This window comes from Nonomuraea sp. NPDC059007, assembly GCF_042740555.1.
Taxonomy (GTDB): Bacteria; Actinomycetota; Actinomycetes; order Streptosporangiales; family Streptosporangiaceae; genus Nonomuraea.
This window is the reverse complement of record NZ_JBHYJD010000003.1, coordinates 135,519-155,165: the sequence shown is the minus strand read 5'-3', so window position 1 is coordinate 155,165 and position 19,647 is coordinate 135,519. Positions and strand designations below refer to the sequence as shown.

General features: G+C 70.2%; 20 protein-coding genes. 8 read left to right on the top strand and 12 right to left on the bottom strand.

Going from position 1 to position 19,647, the window contains the following annotated elements:
* Window positions 1–38 precede the first annotated feature (38 nt).
* Window positions 39–2,102, top strand: coding sequence for a phosphocholine-specific phospholipase C (locus ACFWY5_RS06075; RefSeq protein WP_379630678.1), 2,064 nt, complete (start codon window positions 39–41; stop codon window positions 2,100–2,102).
* A gap of 19 nt (window positions 2,103–2,121) precedes the next feature.
* On the opposite strand, the gene ACFWY5_RS06070 is transcribed toward ACFWY5_RS06075, so the two are convergent.
* The 3 genes from ACFWY5_RS06070 to ACFWY5_RS06060 are packed head-to-tail and all read right to left on the bottom strand — an operon-like array spanning window position 2,122 to window position 4,629.
* Entirely contained in the window at window positions 2,122–2,961 is an 840-nt protein-coding gene (locus ACFWY5_RS06070) for an inositol monophosphatase family protein (RefSeq protein ID WP_379630677.1), read from the bottom strand.
* Window positions 2,961–3,584, bottom strand: coding sequence for a hypothetical protein (locus tag ACFWY5_RS06065; protein ID WP_379612945.1), 624 nt, complete (start codon window positions 3,582–3,584; stop codon window positions 2,961–2,963). Before ACFWY5_RS06065 ends, ACFWY5_RS06070 begins: the two co-directional genes overlap by 1 nt.
* On the bottom strand, window positions 3,562–4,629 hold the full coding sequence (locus tag ACFWY5_RS06060; RefSeq protein ID WP_379630676.1) for a hypothetical protein: 1,068 nt from the start codon (window positions 4,627–4,629) through the stop codon (window positions 3,562–3,564). Before ACFWY5_RS06060 ends, ACFWY5_RS06065 begins: the two co-directional genes overlap by 23 nt.
* A gap of 158 nt (window positions 4,630–4,787) precedes the next feature.
* Between ACFWY5_RS06060 and ACFWY5_RS06055 the strand changes: the two genes are divergently transcribed.
* Window positions 4,788–5,681 carry a PIG-L family deacetylase gene (locus ACFWY5_RS06055; RefSeq protein ID WP_379630675.1) on the top strand — a complete coding sequence of 298 codons (894 nt, stop codon included), beginning with the start codon at window positions 4,788–4,790 and terminating at the stop codon, window positions 5,679–5,681.
* A gap of 19 nt (window positions 5,682–5,700) precedes the next feature.
* On the opposite strand, the gene ACFWY5_RS06050 is transcribed toward ACFWY5_RS06055, so the two are convergent.
* The 3 genes from ACFWY5_RS06050 to ACFWY5_RS06040 are packed head-to-tail and all read right to left on the bottom strand — an operon-like array spanning window position 5,701 to window position 9,323.
* On the bottom strand, window positions 5,701–6,474 hold the full coding sequence (locus ACFWY5_RS06050) for a sporulation protein (protein ID WP_379612942.1): 774 nt from the start codon (window positions 6,472–6,474) through the stop codon (window positions 5,701–5,703).
* 9 nt (window positions 6,475–6,483) lie between these two features.
* Window positions 6,484–7,710: an SPFH domain-containing protein gene (locus ACFWY5_RS06045; protein ID WP_379612941.1), complete on the bottom strand. Its 1,227-nt coding sequence runs from the start codon at window positions 7,708–7,710 to the stop codon at window positions 6,484–6,486.
* On the bottom strand, window positions 7,710–9,323 hold the full coding sequence (locus ACFWY5_RS06040; protein ID WP_379612940.1) for an SPFH domain-containing protein: 1,614 nt from the start codon (window positions 9,321–9,323) through the stop codon (window positions 7,710–7,712). The genes ACFWY5_RS06045 and ACFWY5_RS06040 overlap by 1 nt, the downstream gene beginning before the upstream one ends.
* A 138-nt stretch (window positions 9,324–9,461) precedes the next feature.
* Between ACFWY5_RS06040 and ACFWY5_RS06035 the strand changes: the two genes are divergently transcribed.
* From ACFWY5_RS06035 to ACFWY5_RS06015, 5 genes are all read left to right on the top strand, one after another.
* A complete protein-coding gene (locus tag ACFWY5_RS06035; RefSeq protein WP_379630674.1) occupies window positions 9,462–10,367 on the top strand; it encodes an ABC transporter ATP-binding protein in 906 nt (301 codons plus the stop codon).
* Entirely contained in the window at window positions 10,364–11,218 is an 855-nt protein-coding gene (locus ACFWY5_RS06030) for an ABC transporter permease (RefSeq protein ID WP_379630673.1), read from the top strand. The genes ACFWY5_RS06035 and ACFWY5_RS06030 overlap by 4 nt, the downstream gene beginning before the upstream one ends.
* Window positions 11,219–11,232: 14 nt before the next feature.
* Window positions 11,233–11,466 carry a helix-turn-helix transcriptional regulator gene (locus tag ACFWY5_RS06025; protein ID WP_184960935.1) on the top strand — a complete coding sequence of 78 codons (234 nt, stop codon included), beginning with the start codon at window positions 11,233–11,235 and terminating at the stop codon, window positions 11,464–11,466.
* A gap of 30 nt (window positions 11,467–11,496) precedes the next feature.
* On the top strand, window positions 11,497–13,605 hold the full coding sequence (uvrB, locus tag ACFWY5_RS06020) for an excinuclease ABC subunit UvrB (RefSeq protein WP_379612937.1): 2,109 nt from the start codon (window positions 11,497–11,499) through the stop codon (window positions 13,603–13,605).
* Window positions 13,606–14,028: 423 nt separating this feature from the next.
* The gene (locus ACFWY5_RS06015) at window positions 14,029–14,793 is read left to right on the top strand and encodes a hypothetical protein (RefSeq protein ID WP_379630672.1); all 765 of its coding nucleotides are present in this window, start codon (window positions 14,029–14,031) and stop codon (window positions 14,791–14,793) included.
* 33 nt (window positions 14,794–14,826) lie between these two features.
* Here ACFWY5_RS06015 and ACFWY5_RS06010 read toward each other — a convergent pair whose 3' ends face one another.
* Window positions 14,827–15,411, bottom strand: a complete 585-nt coding sequence (locus tag ACFWY5_RS06010) for a hypothetical protein (RefSeq protein ID WP_379630671.1) — start codon at window positions 15,409–15,411, stop codon at window positions 14,827–14,829.
* 198 nt (window positions 15,412–15,609) lie between these two features.
* Between ACFWY5_RS06010 and ACFWY5_RS06005 the strand changes: the two genes are divergently transcribed.
* Window positions 15,610–16,485 (top strand): serine protein kinase RIO, encoded by an 876-nt coding sequence (locus ACFWY5_RS06005; protein WP_379612934.1) that lies wholly within the window; start codon window positions 15,610–15,612, stop codon window positions 16,483–16,485.
* Window positions 16,486–16,496: 11 nt separating this feature from the next.
* On the opposite strand, the gene ACFWY5_RS06000 is transcribed toward ACFWY5_RS06005, so the two are convergent.
* From ACFWY5_RS06000 to ACFWY5_RS05980, 5 genes are all read right to left on the bottom strand, one after another.
* Window positions 16,497–17,120 carry a class I SAM-dependent methyltransferase gene (locus tag ACFWY5_RS06000; RefSeq protein ID WP_379630670.1) on the bottom strand — a complete coding sequence of 208 codons (624 nt, stop codon included), beginning with the start codon at window positions 17,118–17,120 and terminating at the stop codon, window positions 16,497–16,499.
* Between the two features lie 12 nt (window positions 17,121–17,132).
* A complete protein-coding gene (locus ACFWY5_RS05995; protein ID WP_379630669.1) occupies window positions 17,133–17,909 on the bottom strand; it encodes a MauE/DoxX family redox-associated membrane protein in 777 nt (258 codons plus the stop codon).
* Window positions 17,910–17,918: 9 nt separating this feature from the next.
* A complete protein-coding gene (locus ACFWY5_RS05990; RefSeq protein WP_379612931.1) occupies window positions 17,919–18,515 on the bottom strand; it encodes a cell wall protein in 597 nt (198 codons plus the stop codon).
* 11 nt (window positions 18,516–18,526) lie between these two features.
* On the bottom strand, window positions 18,527–18,973 hold the full coding sequence (locus ACFWY5_RS05985) for a hypothetical protein (RefSeq protein WP_379630668.1): 447 nt from the start codon (window positions 18,971–18,973) through the stop codon (window positions 18,527–18,529).
* A 120-nt stretch (window positions 18,974–19,093) separates the two neighbouring features.
* Window positions 19,094–19,633, bottom strand: a complete 540-nt coding sequence (locus ACFWY5_RS05980) for a Uma2 family endonuclease (RefSeq protein WP_379630667.1) — start codon at window positions 19,631–19,633, stop codon at window positions 19,094–19,096.
* Window positions 19,634–19,647 lie beyond the last annotated feature (14 nt).

Sequence of the window (19,647 nt, the reverse complement as noted above, 5' to 3'; positions counted from 1 at the left end):
TAATGGGATAGTTTCCTACCTTTGACACGCTCTCCGCCATGTCTCTCGCACCCTCCCGCCGCGGCTTCCTCGCCCTCGGCGCCGGCATCGCGGCCGGCTCGCTGCTGCCCCCCTCCGTCCACCGGGCCCTGGCCATGCCCGTCCCCCAGGGCGGCCTGTCGGCCATCAAGCACGTGGTCTTCCTCATGCAGGAGAACCGCTCGTTCGACCACTACTTCGGCAGCATGCGCGGGGTGCGCGGCTTCGCCGACCGCAACGCGGTCACGCTCAAGAACGGCAAGCCCGTCTACGAGCAGCCGAACGGGACAGGGAGCGTGCTGCCCTTCCCGGTACGCGAGGCGGCCGAACTGGTCGGCAAGGACCTGCAATGGATCAGCGCCCTGGCCCACGGCTGGACCGACGGCCAGCGCGCCGCCGCCAAGGGCTGGCACGACGGCTGGATCCCGGCCAAGAGCCCGGCCACGATGACGTTCTACCGCCGCGCGGACATCCCGCTGCAGTACGAGCTGGCCGACACCTTCACCATCTGCGACAACTACCACTGCTCCGTGCTCTCCTCGACCAGCCCGAACCGCAACTACCACGTCTCTGGCCACACCGGCTACGAGCCCGGCACCACCAAGCGGGCCATCGACAACGCCGCCTACAGCGAGGACACCCACCAGGGCTACGCCTGGGCCAACGCGGGCGAGATCCTCCAGGCCGCCGGCCGCAGCTGGAAGGTCTACCACGAGTGGGACAACTACCAGGACAACAACCTGGAGTTCTTCGCCCGCTTCCGCCAGGTCGCCCGCAAGGCGCTCCAGGGCGACTTCAAGAGCATGGACACCTTCTACGGCCAGGTGAACGGCGCCGCCGAGCCCAGGCGTCAGCAGCTCCTGGACCGCCTGGAGGAGGGCGTGGCCAAGCTCGACCCGCAGGAGCGCGAGCTGTTCGAGCGCGGCCTGCGCCGCGTGCCGGCCAAGCAGCTTGCCGCCTCCTTCCGCGCCGACGTCCAGGCCGGAACATTGCCCGAGGTCAGCTACATCGTGCCGGCGGCCGCCGACTCCGAGCACCCGAGCGCCTCCTCGCCCCTGCAGAGCGCCCGCATCACCTACGACATCCTCGACGCCATCGCCTCCCACCCCGAGACCTGGCAGTCGACCGCGCTGTTCATCACCTACGACGAGAACGACGGCTTCTTCGACCACGTCCCGCCGCCGCTCCCGCCCGCCGAGCAGACCTCCGACTGGTACGACGGCAAGCCCATCGGCCTCGGCATCCGCGTCCCGATGACGGTCGTCTCCCCCTGGACCGCCGGCGGCCACGTGGCCTCGCAGATCTTCGACCACAGCTCGACCTGCCGCTTCCTGGAGACCTGGCTGGGCGTGCGCTTCCCCGACATCACGCCCTGGCGCCGCACGGTCGCCGGCGACCTCACCTCCGCCTTCGACTTCTCCGGTACGGCCCAGCCGCCCGCCCCCGCCACCCCGGCGCCGGTCCCGGCCTTCAGCGGCCGGTGGAGGCCGGCGCCGCCGGCCAGCCAGTCGATGCCGGAGCAGGAGCCGGGGACCAAGCCGGCGCGGGCGCTGCCGTACCAGCCGAACGCCTGGGCGCGGGCGCTCGGGAAGGAGCTGGAGGTGACGCTCGCCAACACCGGCGCGGCGAGCATGCACATGACGCTCTATCCCTACAAGGGGGAGTTCGACCTGCCGCAGCACTTCGACGTGCAGGGCGTGAGCACGCGGCGAGTGGCGGTGGGCGATGCGTACCACCTGGCGGTGACCGGGCCGAACGGGTTCCGGCGCGAGTTCGCCGGGACGCTGTCGGCGGCGGCGGGCCGGGTGGAGGCGCGGGCGGTGATCGACATCGACCCGCGGCGGCTGCGCGTCGAGATCACCAACCTGGGCGAGTCGCGGGTGAAGCTGCGGGTCCGTGCGCTGGCCTACGGCGGGAAGGAGCAGGCGGTGCCGCTGCGGGCCGGGCAGTACCGGCAGGTGGTGTGGCCGCTGGAGGGCTCGCACGGCTGGTACGACCTGGAGATCACCTGCGAGGAGGACCCGTCCTACCGCCGCCGCCTGATGGGCCACGTCGAAAACGGCCGCCCCAGCGTCACGGGCTGACCTGCCCTCCCTCCGCGGGTCACCCCGGGCGGTGGTGACCCGCGCCGGGCCGGGTCGCTGAGGTGAGGAGGGGGAGGAGGGTGGGGAGGGTGTCGGGGTGGGCGGCGACGAAGCTGCGGTCCGCCGCGGTGCCGTTGACGTTCTCGTCGAACGGCGAGCCGTCCAGCGCCCGGATCTCCATCCCCGCCTCCTGGGCGATCAAAGCGCCCGCGGGCAGGTCGACCGCCTCCGCGCGGTAGCCGACCATGCCGTCGATGTCCCCCCTGGCCAGCATGACCCAGGACAGCAACGGGGCCCAGAGCTGCAGGACGCGCCGCGAGTGCAGTTCCAGGGCCGCCTTCAGCCCGAGGACGGTCGCGTCGTCACGGGTGACCGTGTAGCCCTGGGTCCAGGCCAGCAGGGGGCCGTGGGGGAGGGGGCGGGCGGGCGGCGCCAGCCGTACACCTGAAGGGGACAGTGCCCCGTGACCGCGGATCGCCGACCACGTCTGGCGGGTCACGGGGTCGTGCACGACCCCGAGCACGGGACGGCCGGCGTGGCACAACGCCAGCCCCACCACGTAGGCGGGCAGGCCGATGGCGACGTTGTTGGTGCCGTCGAGCGGGTCGACCAGCCAGGTCCACTCCGCCCCGGCGGCGCCCAGCAGGCCGGACTCCTCGGCGATCACCGCGTGGCCGGGGTAGGCGGTCAGGATGCGTTCGACCAGCACCTTCTCCGAGGCCAGGTCGAGGTCGGTGACGACGTCACCGGCCGCGCCCTTGGCGTGCACGCCGAACGCGTCCGCCGTGCCGGCCGCCAGCAGCCGCCCGGCCGCCCGCGCGGCCTCCACAGCCAGTTCGCGCGCACGCTCCAGATCCATCACGGACCCCCAAAGTGAGTCAGGACCAGCTGGACGGCCAGCGCCCGTTCCCCGTCGTCGAGCGGGCGGCGGGCGACATGGTGGCCGGGCGCGCCGAGCGGGCCCAGCGACAGGTCGCGGCTGCCGGTACGCCCCGAGCCCAGCGCGATCGTGGCGGCCTCGCCGCCCTCGGGCACGACGCTGGAGTGGAAGCTGTCGGCGGGCAGCGTGTAGGTGTCGCCGGCGCCGAACACCTCGACCAGCCCGGTCGAGTGGCGCACGGTGCGCGGCGTGGGCGAGATGCGGTCGCCGTCGGCGCCGCTGACCACCTCGAACACCCGGTGGGTGGCCTCGGCGGCGGGCGTGTCGGTCACGACGGCGTGGACGTTGCGCACCTGGCCGTACAGGACGTGGCTGACCAGGTCCCAGCTGTGGCAGTGGATCTGCGAGGTGGTGCTGCCCGCGCCGGGCAGGCGGCGCGACCACAGGTGCAGGCAGACGCCGTCGCCGCCGGTGCGGTCGAGCGGCAGGCAGACGAATCCCAGCGGATGGTGCACACCGTGGAAGTCCCCCCGGATGGCGGTGCTCACCCATGCGCGGGCGCGCGCCGCGGTGAGTTCCTCATGTGCGCTGCGGTAGCTCATACGGATCCTTGGCCCGCAAGGCCTTGCGGGCGATGTCGACGATGTCGCGATCGTTGTACGTCCTGGGCAGCGGCAGCTCGACCCCGCGGAAGAGTTCCTGGACCTCTTCGACCGTGGGCTCGTCGCTCAGCGGTACCTGCTTGTAGGACTCCAGCGGAACCCGGCGCGCCTGCTCCAGGCTGAGCCGGAGCTCGGTGTCACAGCTTTCGTAGTAGAAGGTTCCGGCCAGGGCGGTCATCGCGCGGTTCGGGTCCTCGATCGTCATGATCACCCTGCTGGCGGACAGATCCCAGCGGAAGGTGGTCATCGTGGAGGACAGGCCCACGCCGATGTCGAGCAGGCCGTAGCGCTGGCGGTGCCAGAACGCGGCCAGGATCGTCGCGAAGGACTCCTTCCTGACCCGGTCGGTGGTCCACGTCTCGCCGGTGACGTCCGGGGCGTCGGCCAGCGAGCGGCGGTAGTGGGCGTACGCCTCGCAGACCTCGTTGTCGGTCGGATCGATGATCTCGATGCGGACGGTCAGGTGACGCTTGTCCTTGCGGGCGGCCGCCACGCACTCGGGCAGCGTGACGGCGCGCAGGAACGTCCCGGTGCCGCCCTTGAAGCTCCACCGGGTGGTGCCGGTACGCGCGTCGCCGTGCGCCTGGGCGATCTCCAGCGGGCTGGCCAGAACCCTGACCAGCTGGAGTTCGTCGAGGGCGCGCCGGGTGCCGGTGACGAGGGTCTCGATCTGCTCCAGCCGGGCCAGGCGGACCGGGAGCTCGGACAGGGCGCCAGAGGTGATGGTCGCCTCGACGGGGGCCTGGCGCAGCCGGTCGCGCAGCAGGGCGGTGGCGACCAGCGCGAGGATGACCAGCGTCGCGGCGCTGACGAGCTGGTTCTGGATCTCCTGGCCGTCCTTGCCGAAGAGCTCGTCCGGCATGATCCCCAGGATGCCCACGGTGATCGCCAAGCCGAGCGCGATCGCGCCGTCGGCGTTCTGCGCCGCCCACGGAGCGACCCGCTTCAGCGCCGCGCCGACCCGCCCCATCGTCTCGCCCCGCATCCGCAACGATCAGTCAGTTCCCCCACGTCATGGTAACGAGCCGGTCATGCGATCACCAGAGCATGATCCCGTACCTGGGGAGGAGACGAGAATCCACCCCTTTGATGAGGTACGCCGCTGACCTGGTCTTACGCTAGTTGTGGGGGTTGCAAACGGGGATGAAGTGGGTCAGGGCGGCGGGGGCCGTCGTGTGCGCTCTGGTGCTGGTCGTGTTCACGGTCTGCCCGGTGCTGCCGTGGACGATGAGACAGGTGGTGGCCGCCGAGCGGGCCGACCGCTTCGTCCAGGTCGTCGCGCACGCCGACGACGACCTGCTCTTCATGAGCCCCGACCTGTTCGGCGCGGTGGCCGGCGGCCGGGTCACCACGACGATCTACCTGACCGCCGGCGAGGGGCCGACCGGGGTGGAGGACGACCGTGACCCGCGCGCCTACGTCCGCGACCGGCAGGACGGCATCAAGGCCGCCTACGCCTACCTCGCCGGGGTGCCGAACGTCTGGCGTTCGCGCGTCCTGAGCCTCGGCCGGCTGCCGGTCCGCGTCGACACGCTCGCCGCCAGCCCCAGGATCAGGCTCGTCTTCGCCGGTCTGCCCGACGGCGGCGACCCGCGAGCCGACGGCGGGCACGACGCGCTGGCCAGGATGTGGTCCAGGGACGCCTGTGTCCGCAGGTTCACCGGGCCGTGCCCGCACCCGTGCGTACGCAGGGAGGACGTGCTCGCCACGCTGCGCGCGCTCTACCAGCGCTACCGGCCGACCGTGCTGCGCACCCTCGACCCCAACCCGCCCGACGGGCACGGCGACCACACCGACCACACGGCCTCGGCCAAGTTCGCCGCCGAGGCCGCGCGGGGGATGAAGCTCAAGCTGCTGGCCTACCGCGGCTACACGATGACCGGCTGGCCGTCCAACCTCGACTGGCGGGCCAGGCGGCTGAAGGAGGCCGCGTTCCAGGTCTACCGGCGCCACGACTACCGCGCCGAGTCAGGGCCGCGCTACGCCGCCTGGCTCAAGAGGATGTACCTCGTCCGGCCCGGGATGTTCGGGCCGTGAGCCAGGCGGCGGGAGCGTTCTAGAACCAGCCGCGGCGGCGGGCCATCGCCTCAAGGCCCTGCTGGAGCGCCTGCTCGGCGGCGCCGGGGTGGTCGCCGTAGCGGACGGTGAACCGGTTGTAGGAGTCGCCGCCCGAGCTGAGGAAGCCGCCCCGGTTGTCGGCCTCCAGGATGACGTCCATCTGGGACGGGCCCGCGATGAAGGTCAGCTCCAGCTCGTTGAAGTGGCGCCGCCACTGGCCGCCGGCGTAGTACTCGATCTCCTGGAAGAACGGCATCGTCGAGCCGTACAGCGTGCCGCGTTCCAGGTCGGCCTTCTTGAAGCCGAAGCCCAGCCGGTCCAGGGCCGTGATGATGTGCTCCTGGGCAGGCAGCGGGCTGACGAACAGCGGGTCGAGGTCGCCCTTGTCCAGCGCGCCGGCCAGCGCCAGCTCGGTCTGGACGCCCAGCCGCATGCCCGGCAGCGCGTGGCCGCCGATCGCGCTGATCGGCGTCTCCCACGGCACCGGGATCTCGAACGGGTGGCTGTGCGAGGTCCCCGCCGCCAGGTGGAACGGCCCCGACACCTGCTGGCGCAGGAAGCTGTAGGTCGAGCGGTACTCGCTGTCGCCGCTCTCGATCTCGACCACGGCGGTGAACTCGATGTGGATGCCCTCGACCTTGTAGTCGGAGCCGCTGCTCTTGAAGTGCACGTCGCCGCGGAGCATCTCACCCGGGCGGACGGTGGCATTGCTCAGGACGGTGTCGACCTCGACGCCGGCGCCGAACGCGGCCTTCAACTTGCGGAACACCATGGGGTTCTCCTAAGAGGTAGTGCCTGACCCGTTTCCGTGGGAGCCGGAGAGCCGGGGGAGGAGCTGGGCGAGCAGCAGGGTGGACATCGGGTCGGACTGGCCGCCGGCCGTACGAACCACGAGGGGCTGAGGAGCGCTCTCGGCCAGTTTGGCACCGACGTCGAGGCGGCGGCGAGCCAGTTCATACTGCAGGACGGCGCGGTTGTCGCGGTAGGACTCCGCCAGCCTGCGCAGCGCCTTCGCCTCGTTCTCCGCGGCGGTGAGGTCGGCGCGGCCGCGGGCCTCGATCTCCCAGCGCACGCGCTGCGCCTCGGTCTCCTGCTCCTCCAGCATGCGGGCGACGTCCTTGCGGGCCGTGTTGTGCGCGGCCTTGACCTCGACGACGCGGGCGTCGCGGGTCTTCTTGGAGCGCTCGATCTCCATGAGCAGCGTGTCGATACGGCGCTTGCGCGTCAGCTCCCACTCGCGCTCGTAGGCGGACAGCTCCTTGGCGACCTTCTCGCGGGTGGCCAGGTGCTGCTGGTACTGGTCGGGCAGCTGGACGTCGGGGATGTTGGCGCCGATGATGCGCACGCCGTACCGGCCGAGCTGGCGGCTGAGCGCGTCCTGCATGTCGCCCACGTCGGAGCCGCGCAGGTCGTAGGCGCGCTCGGTGTTGACGCGGCGGCTGCGCTGGCGGATGGCGTCCTGGACGGCGCTGGACAGCACGAGGTCGAAGTTGCCCGCGCCGATGGTGCGCACGAAGGCGACCGGGTCGACGATGCGGAACTTCAGGAAGAACTCGATCGACTTCAGCGGCACGTTCTCGGCCGTCGGGCAGGCCACGATCGGCGCCGAGTAGGGGATCTCGGTGGAGGTGTCGACGACGGCGTCGACACGGTCCCACGGCAGCCAGAGGTAGTGGCGGCCCGGCGGGAGCGTTCCGGTGATCGCGCCCCACCTGCTGCGGACCCCGGTGGTGCCCTCCTCGATCTCGATGATGGCCTTGCGCCACATCCACACGGCCGCGATCACCACCAGCGCCGCGGCAGACAGAGCCGCCCAGAGCCAGCCGGAGAAGATCGCCAGCCCGGCGAAGTACAGGGCCAGGAAGATCAGGGCCATCCACGCGAAGCCGCGCCGGTCCTTGGGAATCACGACCGGCACCAGCTGGCCCTGCTCGCCGCCGCGCAGCAGCTGCCTGATGTCCGACCAGGAGGCCAGCGACTCCTTGATCTTCGAGAACTCGCGCGCCATCAGAGCTCACCCTCCTTCTGTACGGCAGGCAGCGGACGCTCCACGGTCTTGTCCGCGTCGCCGGGCGGATCGGCCGCGATCTCCGGCAGCTCGGTGGCGTCGGCCGGCTGGGCGACCTTCTTCAGCAGCGCGGCGATCTCGACCTCGCGGCCGGCCACCCGCTGCCCGATCTCGGAGAGCCTGCTCCTGATGGCGGCCATGTCCTCGGGCGAGAACAGCGCCGCCCCCTTGCCGCCGATCAGCTGCTGGGCCAGCGCGAGGAAGTCGATGTCGGTCTCCTCGCCCACCTGCACCACCTGGGGCAGCTTCGCGGCCACGGACTCCAGCTTGGTCAGCAGGTCCTGCTGGAAGCGGTAGTCGAGGATCTCCGGCGCCTCGGCGGCGCTCAGCGCCCTGATGTCCAGCGCCTGCGCCTCCAGGAGGGCGGCGTTGGCGTTGGCGGTGGACTCCGCCTCGACCAGGCGCTGCCCGGCCTGCGCCTTGGCCTGGTGGCTGGCCCGCTCAAGGGCGGTGTCCATCCTGGCCTGGTAGCCGGCGATCTCGGCCTGGATGGCGCTGAGCGTCTCCTGCAGCCCGGCCAGCTCCTTGATCAGGTCGCCCTCGTTCTGCTCCTTGCGCAGCTGGAGCTCGTACTCGTAGGTGTAGGCCTCCTTGGCCACCCGTACCATCTCGGGGGCCGCGAGGTCCATGCGGTACTCCTGGCTGGAGGGCTCGGCGTGGGTGATGTTCACGTCGGTCAGCCGTACCGCCGGCAGGAACTGCTGGTTGAGGCTTTCCAGGATGCCCTGGGTGCTCTCGCCCACCAGGTCGTAGATGTCCTCGGCGCGCTGGGCGTAGATGAGGGAGCGGGTGACCTCGCTGACGGAGTTCTGCAGCTTGGACTGGAAGCCGCTGACCGAGCCGAGCACGAAGATGAACTCCGCCGGGTTCTCGATCCTGAACTGCAGGAACAGGTCGACGCTCGCCTTGACGCCCTGCTGCGTCGGCGCCTCGCTGATCGGGGCGTTGAACGGGTACTCGCGGGTGGTGTTGACGATGTAGCTGACCCGCTTCCACGGGTTGAGCAGCGTCACCCGGCCGGGGTCGGCGATCTGCACCAGCTTGCCGAACTTGGTGATCAGGGCCTTGCAGCCCTCGGGCACCATGACGACGCTGCGCCGCCACCACAGGAACACCGCGGCCAGCACCAGCACGAGCCAGTAGTGAGGGCCGAAGAACAGATCGGTGTTCGGGATGATGCCGCCGAGCGCGCCGATGAGGCCGAGCACCACGAGGATGCCGAGCGGCACCACCACCTTGGCCGTCGTCCCCTTGGGGATCACGACGGGGGAGATGACGTGCATGCCGTTCTCGCTGAAGCTGCGGTTGACGATCTCGCCGGCTTCGTTGAGCGAGGCGCTCCTGGCCTCGATGACCGTGCCCGTCGACACGCCGCCGTCCCGGGCGGCCGCGAAGTCATGCGGGTTGAGGGCGAACCCAGGAGCTTGGGCGGCGAGTTGCTGCCCGGCCTGGTCCACCGCCTGGCCGACCGCCTGCCGCAGGTCGCCACCTTGAACCACCGCTTGGGCTATCCCCTGGCCTGCCTGGATCAGGGCCTCTCTGGGTCGTGACATCGCACCTCTCTTTTCCTGTTCAGGCCGCTCTTGACCGTATCGGGTGCGACTTACTGTTCGCTTGCAATGCCCTGTCACAGATGTATTGCGGTGCATAGCAGGTGTGCTATCAATGTAGTAGTCCTACTATCGGGAGGGATGATGGAGGCTCTGAGCGAGCTCCCACTGAACGCGGAACCCGCCCGCGACGACGCCGTCATCGAGGTCAGCGGCCTGCGGATGAACTACGGTCCGCGCGAGGTGCTGAACGGTGTCGGCTTCACCGTGGAGGCGGGAGAGGTGATCGCCCTGCTGGGTCCCAACGGGGCGGGCAAGACGACCACGATCGAGATCCTCGAAGGGTTCCGCGGGCGCTCCGCCGGGCACGTCCGCGTGCTCGGCCAGGACCCCGCCCAGGGCGGGGAGGCGTGGCGGGCCAGGATCGGCGTCGTGCTGCAGTCGTGGCGCGACCACGGGCGGTGGCGGGTCAGGGAACTGCTGCGGCACGTCGGGCGCTATTACGAGCCGTACCGCACGCCGTACCCCACGGACGAGCTCATCGAGGCGGTCGGGCTCGCCGAGCACGCGGGCAAGCGCGTCAACCGGCTGTCCGGCGGGCAGCGGCGCAGGCTCGACGTCGCGATCGGCATCGTCGGCCGGCCGGAACTGCTCTTCCTCGACGAGCCGACCGCGGGCTTCGACCCGCAGGCCAGGCGCGACTTCCACGACCTGGTGCACCGGCTGTCCGACCTGGACTCCACCACCATCCTGCTGACCACCCACGACCTCGACGAGGCCGAGAAGCTCGCCGCCCGCATCCTCATCCTGTCGGGCGGCCGCATCGTCGCCGACGGCAGCCCCGACCAGCTCGCCCGTGGCGTCTCGCGCGACGCCCAGGTCCGCTGGAGCCGCGAAGGCGAGCTGTTCGTGCACGCCACCGACGACGCCACCCGCTTCGTGCAGGGCCTTTTCGCGCAGTACGGCGACGCGATCGAGGACCTGGAGGTACGGCGGGCCACCCTGGAGGACACCTACATGGCCATCGTGCGGAAGGAGGAGCGGTGAACGCCACCACTCACGCGGTGAAGCTCGGCCTGGCCAGGGGCTGGATCGAGTTCCGGCACAGCCTGACCAGCTCCACCGACATGTACTTCAACGCCCTCATCTCCCTGGCGTTCGTCGTCGTGCTGTACTTCCAGCGCGAGGTGAAGCTGCCCGGCACGAACCTGTCGCTGGCGGCGGCCACGCTGCCCAGCATGCTCGCCCTGCTCGTGGCCGTGGGCGGCCTGGTCGGCACCGTCGGCACGCTGGCGGTCGAGCGCGAGGACGGCACGCTGCTACGGGCCAAGGCCATGCCGCACGGCATGACCGGCTACCTCATCGGCAGGATCGTCAGCACCTCCACGGCCGGGCTGGTCACCCTGCTGATCGTGCTGGCGGCGGGGTTGATCCTGGTGCCCTCGATGCTCGGCACCGGGCCGGGCGGCTGGCTCATGTTCGCCTGGGTGATCGTGCTCGGACTGCTGGCCACGCTCCCGCTGGGCGCCGTCGTCGGCTCGCTGACCAGCAACCCGCAGGCCGCCGCCGGCTTCTCCATGCTGACCATCGGCGCCCTCACCTCGGCCTCCGGCATCTTCTACCCGATCACCTCCATGCCGGAGTGGCTCCAGACGGTCAGCCAGATCTTCCCCCTGTACTGGCTCGGCCTCGGCATGCGCTCGGCCTTCCTGCCCGACTCGGCGGTCACCGCGGAGATCGGCCAGTCGTGGCGGTTCTTCGAGACCACGGGCGTGCTGGGCCTGTGGGCGGTGGCCGGGCTGCTGCTCGCGCCGCCCATCCTGCGCAGAATGGCCAAGCGTGAGTCCGGCTCGCTGGTGCAGGAGCGCCGCGAGCGGGCGATGCAACGGGTGAGCTGAGAAGATAGGCGGCGATGAGCGAGATCGTCTACAACCGCATCGCCCTGCTGCGGGCCGAGCGCGGCGTCACCCGCAGGCAACTGGCCGACGCGCTCGGCGTCCACTACCAGACAGTCGGCTACCTGGAGCGGGGGGAGTACAGTCCCAGCCTGTACCTGGCGCTGCGCATCGCCGCCCACTTCGAGGTGCCGGTCGAGGTCGTCTTCTCCACCACGCCGTTCCCGCGCATCGGCGAGCGTACGGCGTGAACTGTCGGTGCGGTTGCCTACAGTGGCAGCATGCGACCGGTCACAGATTTGCAGCGCAAGGTGGCGCCCTTCGAGGTGATCACCGAGATGACTCCCTCGGGCGACCAGCCCACGGCCATCGCCGAGCTGGAGCGCCGCGTCACGGCCGGTGAGAAGGACAACGTGCTGCTGGGCGCCACGGGCACCGGCAAGACCGCCTCCATCGCCTGGCTCATCGAGCGCCTCCAGCGGCCGACGCTGGTCATGCAGCCCAACAAGACCCTGGCCGCGCAGTTCGCCAACGAGCTGCGTGAGATGCTGCCCAACAACGCGGTCGAGTATTTCGTCTCCTACTACGACTACTACCAGCCCGAGGCGTACGTCCCGCAGAGCGACACCTACATCGAGAAGGACTCCTCGATCAACGACGAGGTGGAGCGGCTGCGCCACTCGGCGACGAACTCGCTGCTGACCCGCCGCGACACCGTCGTGGTCGCCTCGGTCTCGTGCATCTACGGCCTGGGCACGCCGCAGGAGTACGTCGACCGCATGGCCAGGCTCAAGGTCGGCATGGAGGTCGAGCGCGACCAGCTCCTGCGCCGCCTGGTCGACATGCAGTACACGCGCAACGACCTGGCCTTCACCCGGGGCACGTTCCGGGTCAGGGGCGACACGATCGAGATCATCCCGAAGTACGAGGAGCTGGCCGTACGCATCGAGATGTTCGGCGACGAGGTCGAGAAGCTCGCCACGATGCACCCGCTGACCGGCGAGGTCATCACCGAGGACGACGAGCTCTACATCTTCCCCGCCTCCCACTACGTGGCGGGCGAGGAGCGCATGGCCAAGGCCGTGGCCGGCATCGAGGCCGAGCTGACCGGCCGCCTGGAGGAGCTGGAGCGCCAGGGCAAGCTCCTGGAGGCCCAGCGCCTGCGCATGCGCACCACCTACGACATCGAGATGATGCGCCAGATCGGCACCTGCTCCGGCATCGAGAACTACTCGCGCCACATGGACGGCCGCGAGGCGGGCAGCGCCCCCAACACGCTGCTCGACTACTTCCCCGAGGACTTCCTGCTGGTCCTGGACGAGTCCCACCAGACGGTCCCGCAGATCGGCGCCATGTACGAGGGCGACGCCTCCCGCAAGCGCACCCTCGTCGACCACGGCTTCCGCCTGCCCTCCGCCCTGGACAACCGCCCGCTGAAGTGGGAGGAGTTCCTGGAGCGCATCGGCCAGACGGTCTACCTGTCGGCCACGCCCGGCTCCTACGAGCTGGGCCGGGTCAAGGGCGACGTCGTCGAACAGGTCATCCGCCCGACCGGCCTGGTCGACCCCGAGGTCGTGGTGAAGCCCACCAAGGGCCAGATCGACGACCTGGTCCACGAGATCCGCGAGCGGGCCGACCGCGACGAGCGCGTCCTGGTCACCACGCTCACCAAGAAGATGTCGGAAGACCTCACCGACTACCTGCTGGAACTGGGCATCCGCGTCCGCTACCTGCACAGCGAGGTCGACACCCTGCGCCGGATCGAGCTCCTGCGCGAGCTGCGCAGCGGCGAGTTCGACGTCCTGGTCGGCATCAACCTGCTGCGCGAGGGCCTCGACCTGCCCGAGGTGTCCCTGGTGGCCATCCTCGACGCCGACAAGGAAGGCTTCCTGCGCTCGGAGACCTCCCTCATCCAGACCATCGGCCGCGCCGCCAGAAACGTCTCCGGCCAGGTCCACATGTACGCCGACAAGATCACCCCCTCGATGGAGCGGGCGATCGACGAGACCAACCGGCGCCGGGCCAAGCAGATCGCCTACAACGAGGCCAAGGGCATCGACCCCCAGCCGCTGCGCAAGAAGATCGCCGACATCCTCGACTCGCTGCAGCGCGAGGACGCCGACACCGAGCAGCTCATGGGCAGCGGCCGCCAGCAGTCACGCGGCAAGGCGCCCGTACCCGGGTTCGCGGCGAAGGCGGCGGGGCAGCACGCCAAGGCGATCGCGGGAGAGATGCCGCGGGCGCAGATGGAGTCGCTGATCGAGTCGCTGACCGAGCAGATGCACCAGTCTGCGGCCGACCTGCAGTTCGAGGTCGCGGCCCGGCTGCGCGACGAGATCAAGGAACTGAAGCGGGAACTGCGTGACATGCGGGAGGCAGGCGTCAAGTAGGGCGTGGTCCCTCGCTGTCGCCCGGGGCTGTGACGGCGGGGCTCTGCCCCACACCCCGGGCGAGGGAGAACCCTCGCGCTCCCCGCGTGGTTGCGGCTGGGTGACGTGCGCTGGGTGGTTCGCGGGCTGAGGGCCGTCACGTCGTGGCCGGGTGCTTGTCGGCGCCAGCGTCACAGGCTCGCTGTGGTCCACCACGGACCGGCCACGGTCGTCGGTGTGAGGGGTGGTGGTTCTTTGGCGACAGGTGGCGAGCTTCTGCCAGGGGCGGTGCCCGGGGTCATGGCTCTGAGCTGCGGTTCGGGTTGTGGGCTGGGGGGTGTGACGAAGGCCACGGCCAACTCGGGTCATCACAAGAATCGATTGGCCCACCGGCCACGGTAAACACAGCGTAATCTGACGGTCACCCTTTGAAAGGAGTCCGCTGTGTCCGGACCGCAGGTGTACGAGATGCCGCTGGAGATGGTCAGGCGGCATCCGAGTCTCGTCCTGGAGTTGATGTCGGTCGCTCAGGGTGGGCTGCCGACCGGGTATCGGGATGCGCGGCTTGTCGCGGATGAGCCGGAGGCGCCGATGGTGGAGGTCACGGCGGTCAACGGCGGGCGGATCAATGTGTGTCTGCGGTTTCCGTTGGCACAGGTTGGCGGGCGGGTGGATGACACAGGGCTGCTGATGGTCGTCTGTTTTGACGAAGAGGTGGCCGACCAGTTCCGGCATGGGCTGGAGACCGTGGTGGTCGGGCCGCGGGACCTGCGGCGCTGGTACGCGTTGGACAAGATCGCGGAGTCGCCCGAACTGGCCACACTGTGGGCTATCGCCAGTGGTGACCCGGATGTCCGTGCGTGTGTGGCCAAGGCGCTGCTGGTGTTGAAGGATGAGCGCGGCGCCCACTACTACTCGTACTTGAGCTCCCGGCTTTCTGCCCAGGACCGGGCGGAGCTGGAGAACCTGATGATGGGCGAGCGTTACCTGCTGATCGAGAACGCCGTCACCGGGCCCTTCTGGGAGGCCGGGCGCTGGCACGGGCGGCGCGAGACGTTGCGGTGGCTGCTGGAGCATCGGCGGCTCAAGGTGGACCGGGTTCAGGACGAGGCCATCGACTCCTGCCGGCGTCAGTCGACGGTGCGGGAGTGGATGCTGCGCGCCCTGACCGCCGCCACCGCCGAGGACGTCTTCACCAAAACTCCTTGAGCTGTTCCGCCGCGACAAGACGCATCCAGGACGTCAACGCTGCCGAGAAAGAGACTCTCCCTCGTTGACCACGGGAGGATGGAGTCTGGTGGCCACCCACGGGGCCAGGTCGTCGTAGCCGGCGCCCTTGTTGATACGGGCCCGCAGGTTCTGGGCCTGGGCGGTGGTGAACATTCCGCCCGCCAGCACCAGCGGGAAGCCGAGGCGCCAGCTCAGCAGGGCCTTCTCGCTGTGCCGGTGCGCGTTGCGGAGCACGGCCGCGCCCACCCGGACCGCGTGCTCGTTCAAGGGCGGCACGCCGGGACGGTCGGGCTCCCTGGCCGAGTAGCGGAAACCCTCGTCCAGATCGCACGGCGGGCACCCGGCCGGGCCCCTGCCCCGGCAGCTGCCGCAGGCGGGGCAGGTCAGGCGGTCGAAGGCGGCGTCCACGACCCGCCACGCGTAGGGCTTGATCTCGCTGACGATCATCTCGGCGAGGTCCGGGTCGTCGGGCAGCGACTCCTCCTTCAGGAAGGCCTGGTAGCCGTCCTCCACGAGGGTGTCCAGGAGGTCGCGGCAGCGGGCGCAAGAGGGGGCGCCGCCGTACTCGAAACAGCCGCATCGCGGGCACCGGTGCATCCGCCCAGCGTAGCGAGGGGTAATTCGGTTGCGGGTGGTCGGCGGGGTGGGCATACTCGTCGGAGCTTCGAGAGCGAGGAGGTCGAGACCATGGCGAATGTCTTCCGCGTGCCTTTTTCCGCGTCCTCAGACCTCCCCACCGGTCAGCCGCTGACCTGATCGCCGCGCCGGTGGGCCTTCACTCTGGAGCCTTTCACCGTGCCGAAGCAGTACCGCAAGCGTGGCAAGAACGCCCTCGACGCCGACGACATCGAGTGGCTTGAGAACAATCACCGCGACGAAGCCGACGAAGACGGTCCGCCCGAGGGGGATCGCTGGTCCACCTGGGACCTCAGCGTGCCGACCGAGCGCGGGCCCCGGCCGTACCCCGGCTGGCTGGTCACCGAGCTGGCCGCGGTCGACACCGAGCTGGGCGTGCTCAAGACCGGCAAGGAAGCCGACGTGCACCTCATCTCGCGCGGCGTGCCCGGCACCGACCGCCAGTGCCTGCTGGCCGCCAAGCGCTACCGCTCGGGCGAGCACCGCCTCTTCCACCGCGACGCCGGGTACCTGGAGGGGCGCCGCATGCGCGACAGCCGCATGTCGCGGGCCATGGCGGGGCGCACGGCGTTCGGCAAGCAGGTGATCGCCGGGCAGTGGGCGGGCGCGGAGTTCGCGGCGCTGACCCGGCTGTTCGAGCTGGGGCTGCCGGTTCCCTACCCGGTTCAGATCGTGGGGACGGAGGTGCTGGAGGAGTTCATCGGCACGCCCGACGGCTACGCGGCGCCGCGCCTGGCCAACGTCTCGGACGACCTGCCCGGCCTCTGGGAGCAGCTCGTCGACGCGATGGTACGGCTGGCGCACGAAGGCCTGGCCCACGGCGACCTGTCGCCCTACAACATCCTGGTCCACAAGGGCCGCCTGGTCATCATCGACCTGCCCCAGATCGTGGACGTGATCTCCCACCCCGCCGGGCCCGAGTTCCTGGACCGGGACGCCCGCAACGTGGCCACCTGGTTCGCCGGAAAGGGCCTGTCCCGGGCCGACCCCGACGGACTGGCCGCCCTCCTGCGCGCGGAGGCCCGGGTGAGGTGAACCGGGGTCGTTCAGAGCACGGCGGTGCCCATGACGTGGAACGCCCACGGCGTTCGCCCGCCGGGGAACAGGAACCGGTCGAGCCGCCCCACCCGCAACCCGGCGCGCTCCACGGCCGCGACCGTGTCCCGCCCGCAATGGCAGCCGCCGAGCAGGCGCGGGCCCACGGTCGCGTCGATGACCCGCTGGGCCCGCCGGATCCCGGCGGTGTCGGCGCGTACGTGCTCCAGGAACCGGAACCGGCCACCGGGCGCCAGCACGCGGCGCACCTCGCGCAGCGCCGCGGCCTGGTCGCGCACCGAGCACATCACCAGGCACGACACCACGCCGTCGAACTCCCCGTCGGCCGCGGGCAGCCGCTCGGCCAGCCCGTCGACGACCTCGACGGGCACCGGCGCCTCCTTGGCGGCCTGCCGGGCGGCCGCGCGCAGGCTGGGCTCGGGTTCGACGGCGAGCACCTGGGTGACCTCGCGCGGATAGTGGCGGAAGTTCATGCCGTTGCCCGCGCCGATCTCCAGCACGCGGCCGTGGAGCGGGGCGAGCAGCGCCTGGCGTTTCTCGCGCATGCCGCCGCGCTCCATGGCGTGGCTCAGCCGGATGTAGAGGCGGGCGAAGATCGGATGCTTGACGTCCACCCCTCCATCACATCACCCGAGGGCGGGTTCTTCGACGAGGGCGACGCGCACGTCCGCGGGGGCGCCGCCGTACAGGGGGATGGAGAAGACCGCGGTACGGCCCCGCGCCGCATAACTCGCAAACCGCAGCCCGTCCTCATCCCAGAAGTCCTGGATGTCCGAGGACAGGTGGGCGGCGGCCGTGCAGTAGGCGGGGCTGCGATAGAGCAGCCTTAGCGAGGTCTCCAGCGGGATCAGCCCCGGCTCGCGTACGGCCAGCGGACGCGTCAGCCGTACCAGGAGCTGCCGTGACGGCGTGAGCCAGTGACGGTCGAGTTCGGGGGAGAGGGCCAGCAGGGCGAGGGCCTCGGCGCCGGCTATCACGAGCGCGAGCGGCTCGACCGGGGACGGCCCGGCCGTCACCGCCAGCACGCTCATGGCCAGCAGAAGCCCGGCGCGGGCGAACGAACGCCACTCGACCGGCCGGCCGTGGGCGCCCAGGCAGCCGCAGGACGAATCGGGGACGGCGATCGCGGAGTAGGCCAGGTAGGCGAGGAAGCCGGTGGACAGGGCGGCGGCGGCCGTACCCTCCCAGGGGGAGGACGGCGGCGCGAGCAGGACGCCCGCCACCGCGAGCTCGGCCACCGCCACCAGACGGAGCAGAGGGACCGCGCGCGCCGGGCCGGACAACCGGGCCAGCGCCGTCCGCCCGGCCTGCGACCGCATCCGACGGCTGAGCAGTTTCATCAGGGCCGCCCAGACCAGGAAGGCGGCGATCACGTAGGGCTGCAGCGCGGCGATCCCTTGCATCACACGCTCCTAGTGCGGGGAGAAGACGGTGGCGATGTCGACTTCGTTGGTGTCGGGCCGCCAGGCGCCCAGGACCTGGACGTGCTGGCCGACGCGCAGGAGCGACAGGTCGGCCGACGGCGGCGCGTCGGAGTGGACGGCCACGGACCTGCCGGGTACGACGTGGCAGAGCACGTCCTTGCCGTTGTGGTCGAGGTGGATCTTCTCGCTGGTGATGTTCCTGACGTGGCCCTTGATGTTGACGATGTTGAGCCACACGGACTCGGCGGCGAGCATGCCGTCGGGCATGCGGACGCCTCTGGCGTAGAGGCCGTCGCCGGGCCTGGCCTGGTCGAAGCCGACCGGGCCGAGCTTCCACAGGCTCGTCCCGTCGACGACCCTGATCTGGTGGAAGACCATGTTCGAGCCGAGCACGATCAGGGTGTTGTCCTTGACGGCCCGGATGCGGCCTTCGGCGAAGTCGGGGTCGGGGACGCCGGGTTCCGGCTGGTCCGGTGCGGCGGCGAAGGCCGCCTCGGGGCCGAGCGAACCCATCGCGGTGGCGGCCACGACCGTGGCGCCGCCGCCCAGGAGCGCGGATTTGAGCATCTGCCTGCGCGTGGTCATCCTCAGCTCCCTCAGGCCGTCGAGATCTCGCACGGGCGCAGGCCCGTGGACAGGCTGGCGATCCTGGAGTAGGCCGCCGGGGTGAGGTCGATCAGCCGGTTGCTGGCGCAGGTGGCGCCGCAGCAGCTGCGCTCACCGCAGAACAGGTCGGTCTGCGGGCCGCAGTCGGCGATGGTGGTGACGATGCTGCCGCCGCCGCACAAGGACATGGTCCGGTGGCGGAACCCGCAGGTCCGGCGGGACAGGGCGTCGCCGCAGCGGTCGGGACGGGTGATGTTCCAGCAGGCGTCGGAGGTGTTGGGCCAGGCGTGCTGCAGGCTGCCGGAGTTGCAGGTGCCGCAGGCACCCTTGCCGGTGGAACTGCAGGGTCCCCAGGCGTTCCCGCAGCAGAACCACGAGACTTCGCCTTGGACCGGGCCGAGTAAGTCGATGGGGTCAGTGGGCGTGCTGCGCACCATGCTCGTCCTCCTTGGGGGGTGGATGGGGGAGGCGGTGCAGCGCTGCGTTGAAACTTTCCGACTCGATCTATCAATAGCATGTAAGGAAGTTTCGTCAACGCCCAAAAATGCGGGTGTGCTTCAGATGAGCTTGGTGTAGTCGAGATGGATGCCCGTCGGGACATAGGCCTTCACGGCCGGTTCGAGCTCGAAGGTGTAGGCGACCGCTGCGCCGTCTTCCTCTTCGATGCGCCAGAAGAACCTGATCCCGGCGTCGGCGTATTTGCTCGGCTTGGTGGTCCGGTCCAGTTCCTCGGACGCTTTGGAGACGACTTCCACGATCAGGTGGACCTCGTCGGGCGAGTAGGACGTCCGGTGTGGCTGCGATGCGGCCGTTCGTGACACCGCCATGACGTCGGCCTCGGGGCGTTGCCGCTCGCCCAGTGCCACGGTCATCTCGCGTGCGACTGCCAGGTGGTGCGGCGGCCTGATGCCCGAGGCTCGGTCGATCAAGAGATTGACCACGTAGGCGTGGAAGTTGGTCTGCGGTGACCTCGTGAAGAGGGATCCGTCGATCAGATCGACATGCTTGGGCGCGTCGGGAAGGAGGTGGTCGAGCATGTCGGCGGTCCAGCCCTCCCGGGGGCCGGGATGGAACCAGTCGGGCAGCACGGTGGCCATGATCTCACGGAGAG

Coding starts and splice junctions, on each gene's coding strand:
- ACFWY5_RS06075 (WP_379630678.1), top strand. CDS start 39: ATGTCTCTCGCACCCTCCCGCCGCGGCTTCCTCGCCCTCGGCGCCGGC.
- ACFWY5_RS06070 (WP_379630677.1), bottom strand. CDS start 2,961: ATGGATCTGGAGCGTGCGCGCGAACTGGCTGTGGAGGCCGCGCGGGCG.
- ACFWY5_RS06065 (WP_379612945.1), bottom strand. CDS start 3,584: ATGAGCTACCGCAGCGCACATGAGGAACTCACCGCGGCGCGCGCCCGC.
- ACFWY5_RS06060 (WP_379630676.1), bottom strand. CDS start 4,629: ATGCGGGGCGAGACGATGGGGCGGGTCGGCGCGGCGCTGAAGCGGGTC.
- ACFWY5_RS06055 (WP_379630675.1), top strand. CDS start 4,788: ATGAAGTGGGTCAGGGCGGCGGGGGCCGTCGTGTGCGCTCTGGTGCTG.
- ACFWY5_RS06050 (WP_379612942.1), bottom strand. CDS start 6,474: ATGGTGTTCCGCAAGTTGAAGGCCGCGTTCGGCGCCGGCGTCGAGGTC.
- ACFWY5_RS06045 (WP_379612941.1), bottom strand. CDS start 7,710: ATGGCGCGCGAGTTCTCGAAGATCAAGGAGTCGCTGGCCTCCTGGTCG.
- ACFWY5_RS06040 (WP_379612940.1), bottom strand. CDS start 9,323: ATGTCACGACCCAGAGAGGCCCTGATCCAGGCAGGCCAGGGGATAGCC.
- ACFWY5_RS06035 (WP_379630674.1), top strand. CDS start 9,462: ATGATGGAGGCTCTGAGCGAGCTCCCACTGAACGCGGAACCCGCCCGC.
- ACFWY5_RS06025 (WP_184960935.1), top strand. CDS start 11,233: ATGAGCGAGATCGTCTACAACCGCATCGCCCTGCTGCGGGCCGAGCGC.
- uvrB (WP_379612937.1), top strand. CDS start 11,497: ATGCGACCGGTCACAGATTTGCAGCGCAAGGTGGCGCCCTTCGAGGTG.
- ACFWY5_RS06010 (WP_379630671.1), bottom strand. CDS start 15,411: ATGCACCGGTGCCCGCGATGCGGCTGTTTCGAGTACGGCGGCGCCCCC.
- ACFWY5_RS05995 (WP_379630669.1), bottom strand. CDS start 17,909: ATGCAAGGGATCGCCGCGCTGCAGCCCTACGTGATCGCCGCCTTCCTG.
- ACFWY5_RS05990 (WP_379612931.1), bottom strand. CDS start 18,515: ATGACCACGCGCAGGCAGATGCTCAAATCCGCGCTCCTGGGCGGCGGC.
- ACFWY5_RS05985 (WP_379630668.1), bottom strand. CDS start 18,973: ATGGTGCGCAGCACGCCCACTGACCCCATCGACTTACTCGGCCCGGTC.
- ACFWY5_RS05980 (WP_379630667.1), bottom strand. CDS start 19,633: ATGGCCACCGTGCTGCCCGACTGGTTCCATCCCGGCCCCCGGGAGGGC.